This window comes from Bacillus sp. AFS088145 (assembly GCF_002564465.1).
Lineage (GTDB): Bacteria > Bacillota > Bacilli > Bacillales > Bacillaceae_G > Gottfriedia.
Genome location: NZ_NUUX01000084.1, coordinates 1 through 219 on the forward strand (window position 1 = coordinate 1; position 219 = coordinate 219).

1 protein-coding gene is annotated in these 219 nt (G+C 65.3%); it reads right to left on the reverse strand.

Annotated features, from left to right (window positions below):
- Positions 1-219: M16 family metallopeptidase (locus COI44_RS23740; protein ID WP_142329313.1), on the reverse strand; the 219-nt coding region annotated here is incomplete at both ends.

Consider the following 219-nt stretch of genomic DNA (forward strand, 5'->3'; position numbering starts at 1 on the left):
GGCCCATGCGGTCGGACTCCATCCACAGCGCCATGTCCAGCGCGGTGGTGGGCACCGTCTCGAAGTAGTTGGTGCGGTCGAACCAGGTGGTGCCGTTCATGTCGGTGGCGCCCGCCAGCTCGAACGGCTGGAAGTAGGTGCCCTTGTGGTTCTCCGAGCCGGAGAACATCAGGTGCTCGAACAGGTGCGCGAAGCCGGTCTTGCCCTTGGGTTCGTCGG